The following is a 367-nucleotide window of genomic DNA, read 5'->3' on the forward strand; positions in this document are numbered from 1 at the left end:
CCAATTATGGCATGGCTAATCGGACCTGGCTTGCAATTATTTCATAGTTGTAGTCGTTGTTATATGGTGTAACGTTTCGGGGTTAGATGTTCTATTAACAGTTGATGGGAATCTCCCGTCACATGAGGATGAACCTTTTCGGAAGACAAGCTCTTCGTTCCGTTACAGTTCATGTGATTATTGATAAAGCAACCCGTCTTGTCCTTTGGTCATGCTGGCATGAAAAATAAGACTTTGCGTGATTTGAATGGGGCAGTTATTTTTATTTTGTCATCGTTGAATAAATCCAAAAATCTTGCGAGGATTTAACATGAAATTGTTTAAAAGAGTAGTGAAGGCGGTTTTTATTACATCTGCTGTATGTTCT

This window comes from Halomonas sp. KAO (genome assembly GCF_015595025.1).
Taxonomy (GTDB): domain Bacteria; phylum Pseudomonadota; class Gammaproteobacteria; order Pseudomonadales; family Halomonadaceae; genus Halomonas.